Source organism: Caulobacter sp. P4_E5, assembly GCF_056401555.1.
Genome location: NZ_JBFUJD010000142.1, coordinates 1 through 8,080 on the forward strand (window position 1 = coordinate 1; position 8,080 = coordinate 8,080).

5 protein-coding genes are annotated in these 8,080 nt (G+C 68.3%); 3 read left to right on the top strand and 2 right to left on the bottom strand.

Features of this window, described 5'->3' with window-relative positions:
* Positions 1 to 60: 60 nt before the first annotated feature.
* Together AC1DSO_RS24425 and flgK are read right to left on the bottom strand one after the other, a co-directional pair.
* Positions 61 to 984 (bottom strand): flagellin, encoded by a 924-nt coding sequence (locus tag AC1DSO_RS24425; protein ID WP_477071274.1) that lies wholly within the window; start codon positions 982 to 984, stop codon positions 61 to 63.
* Between the two features lie 3 nt (positions 985 to 987).
* The gene (gene flgK, locus AC1DSO_RS24430; RefSeq protein ID WP_477071275.1) at positions 988 to 3,099 is read right to left on the bottom strand and encodes a flagellar hook-associated protein FlgK; all 2,112 of its coding nucleotides are present in this window, start codon (positions 3,097 to 3,099) and stop codon (positions 988 to 990) included.
* Positions 3,100 to 3,581: 482 nt separating this feature from the next.
* Here flgK and AC1DSO_RS24435 point away from each other — a divergent pair, with 482 nt between their 5' ends.
* From AC1DSO_RS24435 to flgE, 3 genes are all read left to right on the top strand, one after another.
* Positions 3,582 to 5,372, top strand: coding sequence for a flagellar hook-length control protein FliK (locus AC1DSO_RS24435; protein ID WP_477071276.1), 1,791 nt, complete (start codon positions 3,582 to 3,584; stop codon positions 5,370 to 5,372).
* Positions 5,373 to 5,386: 14 nt separating this feature from the next.
* Positions 5,387 to 6,082, top strand: coding sequence for a flagellar hook assembly protein FlgD (locus tag AC1DSO_RS24440; protein WP_477071277.1), 696 nt, complete (start codon positions 5,387 to 5,389; stop codon positions 6,080 to 6,082).
* Positions 6,083 to 6,213: 131 nt separating this feature from the next.
* Positions 6,214 to 7,983, top strand: coding sequence for a flagellar hook protein FlgE (flgE, locus tag AC1DSO_RS24445; RefSeq protein ID WP_477071278.1), 1,770 nt, complete (start codon positions 6,214 to 6,216; stop codon positions 7,981 to 7,983).
* Positions 7,984 to 8,080 lie beyond the last annotated feature (97 nt).

The following is an 8,080-nucleotide window of genomic DNA, read 5'->3' on the forward strand; positions in this document are numbered from 1 at the left end:
TTGGCCCCCTCAGTCGCTCCGCGACAGCTCCCCCGCCTCGCGGGGGAGCATCTTCTGCCCCTACTTCAGCACGTTCAGCAGCGACGAGGCCTGCAAGCTGCTGAACACCTGGGCCGAGGCCTGGACGGCCAGCTTGGCCGACTCCAGGCGGGTGACGGCGTCGGCCATGTCGACGTCGGTGATGCCGCCGACCATGGTGGTCAGGGTGTCGGCCTGGTTCGAGAGATCGGCCTGGGCGCCCTCGAAGCGCTTCTGGGTCACGCCGTTCTTGCCCTGCAGGTCGATGACACCGGTATAGGCCGCGTCGAAGGTCGGCAGCAGGCCCCTCAGGAAGGTGACTTGCGTGTCGGTCAGGTTGCCGGTGAACGGGCCGTTGGCGTCGACATAGGCCTGCACCTGCTTGAAGGCGTCGAACACGCCCGTGCCCAGCGCGTCGCCCAGCACGCCGGTCTTGGCGCTGGTCTGCTCGTCGACGCGGTTGGTGGTGATGTACTGGTCGTTGTGGAACAGCGACGCCGTCGAGGGCGCGGCCGTCAGGTCGGCCATGGCCGTGGCCGAGGTCGTGGCCGTGTCGGTCTGGGCGCCGGAAAAGACGTAGAGGCCGTTCGACTTGGTGTTCATCCCCTGGACGACGTCGCCGAAATTGGCTTGCAGCTGCTGCATCAGGGTCGCGGCGCTGCCGGCCGCCAGGGCGTTGGCGATGGCGTCGCGCCCGCTCTTGGTGGCGTCGGCCACCCGGCCGATGCCGGTGTCCTGCATCTCCAGGCGGTTGGTGACCAGCTTGGTCTGGTCGAGCAGGCCGTTGATCCGGGTGTGGGTCCCGCGCATGGCGGTCAGCACCTCGGCATTCTTGGCGTAGCCCTTCAGGTCGCTGGCGACCTTCTGGCTGGACACCTGGTCGCCGACGTCGTTCTGGCGGATCTGGGCCCGCATCAGGTTGGACGTCATGATGTGGTAGTTCTGGACGGTCGAGACGCGGGTCATGGCTTACCCCATAATTCCGACGAGCACGTCGAACATGTCCTTGGTCGCCTGGATCAGGCGGGCCGAGGCGTTGAAGGCCTGCTGGTAGGTGGTCAGGTTGATCAGCTCTTCGTCGAGGTTCACACCCTCTTCCGACTGGCGCTGGCTGTCGACTTCGCTGGACACCGCCTCGGCGGCGTCCTTGCGGCTCTCGGCTGTGGCCGCCCGGCGGCCGATCGAGCCGCTGAAGTCGGAGGCGTAGCGCGAGACGGTCATGGTGACGCCCGAGGCGTCGCCGGCGGCCGAGAAGTTGGTGGTGGTCTCGCCGGCCTTGGCCAGGGCCAGGGCCCCGCGGCCGTCGCCGATCGCCAGGGCCGGGTTGCCGCCGACGGCCTGGGTCAGGTCCAGCTGGGCGAAGGGCAGCAGCTTGGGGTTCTGGTCCATCGCCGTGTTGACGAAGAACTTCTCGCCCCGGGTGCTGCGCTCGGCCGGGCCGATGCCGAACAGCTGGCTGGCGCTGGGACCGCCGGCGCCGCGCTCGGTGGTGTCGGCCACGATCGACATGCTGACCGGCGTCGTGGTGTTCGAGGCGAAGCTGATCTGCCCCTTGCCGTTCAGCGAGAAGGTTCCGTACAGGCCCGTGCCCGCGGCGCGCGAGTTCAGGGCGTCCAGCATGTCCTGCATGGAGCCGCCGATCGGCGGATCGACGCTGATGTCGCGGATCCGACCGCCCTCGACGTCGGTCAGGCGGATGGTCATCGTGCCCGAGGTGAAGCCGTTCGGGTCCGAGGCGGTCAGGCCGGTCTCGTACGGCGAATAGCCGTTCGTGCGGATGATGTCGTTGAGGCCGAAATAGTGGCTGAAGCCCTTGCCGGCCTTGGCCGCCGGGGTGGTGGCGTCGTCGGCGACCGCCACGCCCAGGCCGCCGACGCCGCTCAGGTTCAGCGCGCCGCCCGCGAAGCCCGCCGTGCCCTGGCCGCCCATGGCGGTGTTCAGCTGGGCCATGAAGTTGGCGGGGGTGAAGGCCGGGCCGCCGCCGCCGTTGACGCTCATCGTGCCGGCGTCGAAGTCGATGTCGATCCGGCGCTGGATCACGCCGCTGGCGTCGGCCAGGGCGATCGTCGTCTTGCCGGTGAAGCCGGTGATCGCCGACTGGGCGTCCAGACCGGTGTTGCGGCCGTTCAGCGTGGTGGCGGCCGGCACCGACGAGGCGGCGTTGGCGGCGCGGTTGATCTCTTCGGCGGCGCGCGAGGTGAACTCGCCCAACTGGTCGGACAGGGCGACCAAGTCGGTGTTGCGGACCTCCATCAGGCCCTTCATCTCGCCGCTGGAGATGTTGAGCGGGGTCGGCATTACCGAGCCGTTGGCCAGCTGCACCGTCAGATAGCCGGTGGCGGTGGCCGAGGTCTGATAGGTGACCTTGGCCGCGCCGTCGCCGGCCAGGTTCAAGCCTTCGGTCGAACGGACGACCACGCCGCCCATGGTGCGCGGGCTGACCTGGACGTTCATCAGCTTGGAGAGCTCGTCGACCAAGCCGCTCTGGACGTTCTCGGCGCCGGTGGCGTCGGCCCCGGCCACCTTGGCGCGGGTGATGTCGGTGTTGAGGCCGTCGATCTGGCTCAGCAGGTCGTTGACCCGGTCGACGTCGGCCGAGATGCGGGTGTCGGCGTCCTTGCCCAGCTTGGACAGCGACGAGGTGATCCGGCTCGACTCGCTGAGGAAGTCGTCCACCCGCGTGAGCGCCTGGGTGCGCAGCAGGGAAGACGACGGATCGTCCTGGGCCGAGGAGAAGGCCGTGAAGATGTCGTCCAGGGTCGAGAAGAAGCTGGTGTCGCCGCTGGGGTCGCCGAACAGCTGCTGGGCGGTGTTCAGGGCCTGGGAGATGGCGGCGGCGCGGCTGCTGTCCGAGCCGGCGTTCAGGCTGGCCGACTGCAGGAAGCGGTCGGTCGCGCGCTTGATGGCGTCGATGCTGACGCCGACGCCCATGCCGCCCGACAGCAGGTTCGACTGGGCGATCGTCTTGCGGACGTAGCCCGTGGTGTTGACGTTGGCGATGTTGTCCGACGTGACGCGCAGACCCGTCTGCGCGGCCATCATGCCGGACGTCGCCGTGTTCATGATCGCATTCAGCGACATGCGGAGACTCCCCTAGAAGTGCGTTGAAGATCGAGCCTGCTCATCGAAGCCGGACGGAAGCGTCCGGCTTCGGCAGGCTCGTGCTCGGCAAACCGCGCAACAGATGACGCGCCCTTGCCCGGCGAAACTTGCCGGGCGGGGGAGGGGATCAAGCCCCTGATTTGTACCAAGCCATTGAAATTCATGGCGATATGTTCCGGCGGTCGGAAATTCGACAGGTCACACTGCGCAAGGACGGCGCCAACTGGGCCAGGGGCGCCCTTGCGACGCGGCGACGCGGCAACTCCCGTCCTTGGCGACCGATCGGACTCGGCAAAAAGCGCCGCATTGGGAGCGATTTTGCTTCGTAAACAAGCCATTAAAACGAATTAAATCATGGAGTTGTGAGGCGTTTGGCGAGTTGGCCCGACCGTTGCTCAGAGGAAGGCCGACACCGGCGTGTTCATCATGGACCGCCGCCCCCAACCGAGCACCGACTGCGAATGACCGCGATCGCCGCCCCTACCGCCGCTCTACCCGCCGCGCCGACCCCGGCTGCAGGCGCCAAGTCGTCCAGCGACGGCTTCGACGCCCTGCTGTCGATCGCCGGCAGGACCGACGACACGCCGGCGCCCCGCGCCTCGGCCCCCTCGCGGCCGGACAGCAAGCGTGACGACCGCGACGCGGATCGTGACGTCAAGGCCGCCGACAAGCCCGTCAAGGCTGACGGCAAGACCGACACCAAGGCCGCTGACCGCGCCGACGCCGCTCAGGACGCCAAGGCCGACGCCGCCGCCGACAAGGCTTCGGATCGGGTCGTCGCCGCCAAGGACACCAAGGGCGCCAAGAGCGACACCGCCGCCGACAAGGGTGACGACAAGACTTCGGACAAGACCTCGGACAACGACGCCGGCCAGGTCGATGCGACCGACGCCGCCGCCCAGGCCGCCGCCACCCTGATCGCGGCCATGACCGTTCCCGTGCAAGCCCCGGTCCAGGCCGAGGTCGTCGCTGACGCCCCGCCGGCGGTCGACGCCACGGYCGTCGCGGTCGACCCGGTCGCCGACTTCGCCGCCGCCGTTGAGGCCGCCCCGGTCGCCGCCCAGGAAACTCAGACCGTTCAGACGGCTCCGGCCCAGCCGACCGCCGCCGCTCAGGCCCAGCCCGCCGCCGCCCCGGTCGCTCAAGCCGCCGTCGCGCCGGAAGGCCAGGCCGTGGACGCCGCCGCCTTGGAGGCTCTTGCTCAACTGGGCGCCGACGACGCGGCCCCGGTCGCGGTCGACGACTTGGCCGCGCCGCAAACCACGGACGCCAAGCCCGCCGAGACCAAGACCGCCGACGCCGCCAAGCCGGCCGAAGCGCCCAAGGTCGCGATCGCCCAGCCGACCGCCCCGGCCCCCGTCGCCGCACCGCTCGCCGCGCCCGTCCAGGCCCAGATCGTCGCCGAGATCACGCCGGTCGCAGCCGAAGTCGTCGCGACCGAGGTCGTCGCCGACGTCGCCGAGGCCGCCGCGCCGGAAGCCGCCGCCCAAACCAAGACCGCCGAGACCCCCAAGGCCGCGCCGTCGCCCCTGGCCGCCCAGGCCAGGGCCGCCGACGCCGTCGCCGTCGAGACCGCCCAGGCCGTGACCGCCGTGGCCGCCGGCTCCGCCGACAAGGGTGATACGAACACGGACTCGAAGGGCTCGGAGACCGCCACCGCGGCGATCGCCTCGGTCGACGCTCCGGCCGCCGCCAGCGCCGCGATCGACACCAACGCCCTGGCCGCCCCGGCCCCGGTCGTCCAGGCTCAGGCCGCCACCGCCCAGGCCGCCGCCCCCGCGCCGGTGCGCGGTTCGCCCGAGACCGTCGCGGCCCTGTCGGCCGAGATCGTCAAGAAGGCCGACGCCAAGGCCACCCGCTTCGACGTGACCCTGACCCCGGACAATCTGGGCAAGGTCGACGTGCGCATCGAGATCGGCCGCGACGGCGCCCTGACCGCAGCGCTGAAGTTCGACACCGTCCACGCCGCCCAGGAGCTGCGCGGCAAGGCCAACGAGCTGCGCCAGGCCCTGGCCGACGCCGGCTTCAACGTGGCCGACAACGCCCTGAGCTTCGACGTGTCGAGCCAGAACGGCGGCCAGAACCCGAACCCCTTCTTCGCCTTCGACGGCTGGAACGACCAAGGCCAGCGCGCCTTCTCGGGTCGCGCCTTCAAGGCCGCCATGAACGCCGAAGACGACATCGCCCTCACCCCCGAACTGCTGCCCGGCCTGAAGACGGTCGCGGACAGTGGTTTGGACATCCGGATCTAAGGAAGGAACGAGCCATGGCTACCGCCGTCTCGTCGCAGAACACCTCGTCGGTCCTGGACAAGATCAACAACTCCCGCACGTCTCTCGCCGCCAACAAAGAGACGTTCCTGAAGCTGCTGACCACCCAGCTGAAGAACCAGGATCCGCTGTCGCCCACCGACACGACCCAGATGACCCAGCAGATCACCTCCATGACGGGCGTCGAGCAGCAGCTGGTCACCAACGACCTGCTGGCCGCCCTGGTCGGCATGAACACCGGCACGGGCCTGTCCGAAGGCGTCTCGATGATCGGCAAGCAGGTGACGGCGACCTCCGCCACCTCGACCCTGAAGGACAACAAGGCGACGTTCTCGTGGACCCAACCGGGCGCCTCGACCTCGCTGACCGTGGAAGTCAAGAACGCCGCCGGCAAGGTCGTCCGCACCCTGAAGCCGGAAGACCAGAAGAGCGGCAACCACGAGATCACCTGGGACGGCAAGGACGACAGCGGGGCCCAGCTGCCCGACGGCGGCGTCTACACCATCGCGGTCACCGCCAAGGGCGGCGACGGCAAGGAGCTGAAGGCCACGAACATCAAGGGCCGCACCGAAGGCGTCGTGACCGGCGTCGACAACGCCTCCGGTCAAACGATGATCATGGTCGGCGGCGTCTCCATCCCGATCGACAACGTGGTGGGGGTGAAGAACCCCCCCGCCCCAGTCGCCGCCTAACACCGACGAACACCCATCGAACGGGCGTCAGAACGACGCCGACGCGGTCCCCCGGAAGACGGTCTTCCCCCGGACCCAAACGCAAACAGCGCTGAACCCTTCGAACCCCATTTAGAAGCAGGAATTCAGTCATGAGCATCAACAGCGCCATGCTCGCCGGCGTCTCCGGCCTGATCGCGAACTCGTCGGCCCTGGCCGCCATCTCGGACAATATCGCCAACGTCAACACGGTCGGCTACAAGCGCTCCAGCGCCAACTTCTCGACCCTGGTGACCTCGGGCTCGAAGAACCAGGCCTACAGCGCCGGCGGCGTGAAGGCCCAGACGCACCAATATGTCAGCCAGCAGGGCCTGACCCAGTCCACGACCTCGAACCTCGACCTGTCGATCTCGGGTTCGGGCTTCTTCGTCACCACCGAAAAGCCGGAAGACCTGACCGCGACCGACACCCGCTCGTTCACCCGCGCCGGTTCGTTCCAGCTGGACAACCTGGGCTACCTGCGCAACGACGCCGGCCTCTATCTGCAAGGCTGGCTGGCCGATCCGGTCAGCGGCATGATCACGCCCGACCCGTCGGACCTGATGCAGCTGTCGTCGATCAACGTCGGCACCGTCGGCGGCACGGCCGAGAAGACCACCCGCGTCGGCGTCAACGCCAACCTGCGCTCGGAGCAGCCGGTGGCCGCCGCCGTCTCGTACAAGGTCGGCACGGCCGGCTCGCCGTCGAAGACCAACGTGCCCGACAGCGCCACGCCGTCGGTGAACCACAACTACGACATCGTCTACAGCTCGACCGGCGTCGCCAACCCGGTCGGCGCCAACAACGAGTACCAGGTCGACATCAAGGAAAACGGCGTCATCGTCGCCACCGGCGTCGTCGGCTACGACGCCACCGGCGCGCTGGTCAGCTCGACCCTGTCTCCGAAGGGCGTGACGCCCAGCGCCAGCCTCTCGACCGTCGAGATCGACGGCGCGGGCACCACGGTCAGCCTCACCGCCCTGGGGATCATCGGCGGCACGCCCGCCGACGACGCCGACGCCAAGGCCGGCAAGCTGTACGACCCGGCCACCTGGTCGATGTCGGACTACGCCCAGGACAACACCAAGGGCGTCAAGCCGGACTTCGAGATCCAAATCCCGCTGTCGGACTCCAAGGGCGGCCAGCGCACGGTCACCCTGTCGATGCTGAAAGGCCCCGGCCCGAACCAGTGGTACGCCGAACTGCGCGCCAAGCCGGGCGACCTGGCCAACAACGGCAACGGCCTGATCAGCACGGGCATCGTCACCTTCACCACCGACGGCAAGCTGCAGAGCACCGGCGGCCTGTTCGGCCTGACCAACCCGACCTCGATCACCATCCAGGCTTCGGGCACCCCGCCGGTCGCCGTGACGGTGCCGCCGACCCCGCAGCCGCCGACCTGGGCCGACGCCCTGGGCATCGACACCCAGGCGGTCCAGATCGACCTGGCCAACGCCGCCGGCGGCCTGACCCAGTACAACAGCCAGTCGGTCGTCCAGTCGGTGAACACCAACGGTACGGCGTTCGGCAACCTGACCAACATCGAGGTGGATGACGACGGCTATGTCTCGGCCATCTTCGACAACGGCGTCACTCGCCGGATCGCCCAGGTCGCCGTGGCCACCTTCAGCAACCCGAACGGCCTGAAGGGCGTCAACGGCAACGCCTATCGCGTCACCAATGAGAGCGGCACCTACAGCCTGAAGGCTCCGGGCCAGGGCGGAGCCGGCGGGTTGGCGCCCTCGACCTTGGAAGCTTCGACTGTCGACCTGTCGACGGAGTTCACGGGCCTGATCACGACCCAGCGTGCTTACTCGGCGTCGTCGAAGATCATTACAACCGCAGATCAGATGCTTGAAGAACTTCTGAATATTAAGCGCTGATCATAGGGATTAACGCTCTTTAATTCTTGTGTTTCACATCGAGACACTACGGATTGTTGAGGAGCCGTCTTGTTTAGGCCTTTCTTTACTATTGGAA

What these genes read in the sequence shown, in the direction of transcription:
- AC1DSO_RS24425 (WP_477071274.1), bottom strand. Translation starts at nt 984, where the DNA reads ATGACCCGCGTCTCGACCGTCCAGAACTACCACATCATGACGTCCAAC.
- flgK (WP_477071275.1), bottom strand. Translation starts at nt 3,099, where the DNA reads ATGTCGCTGAATGCGATCATGAACACGGCGACGTCCGGCATGATGGCC.
- AC1DSO_RS24440 (WP_477071277.1), top strand. Translation starts at nt 5,387, where the DNA reads ATGGCTACCGCCGTCTCGTCGCAGAACACCTCGTCGGTCCTGGACAAG.
- flgE (WP_477071278.1), top strand. Translation starts at nt 6,214, where the DNA reads ATGAGCATCAACAGCGCCATGCTCGCCGGCGTCTCCGGCCTGATCGCG.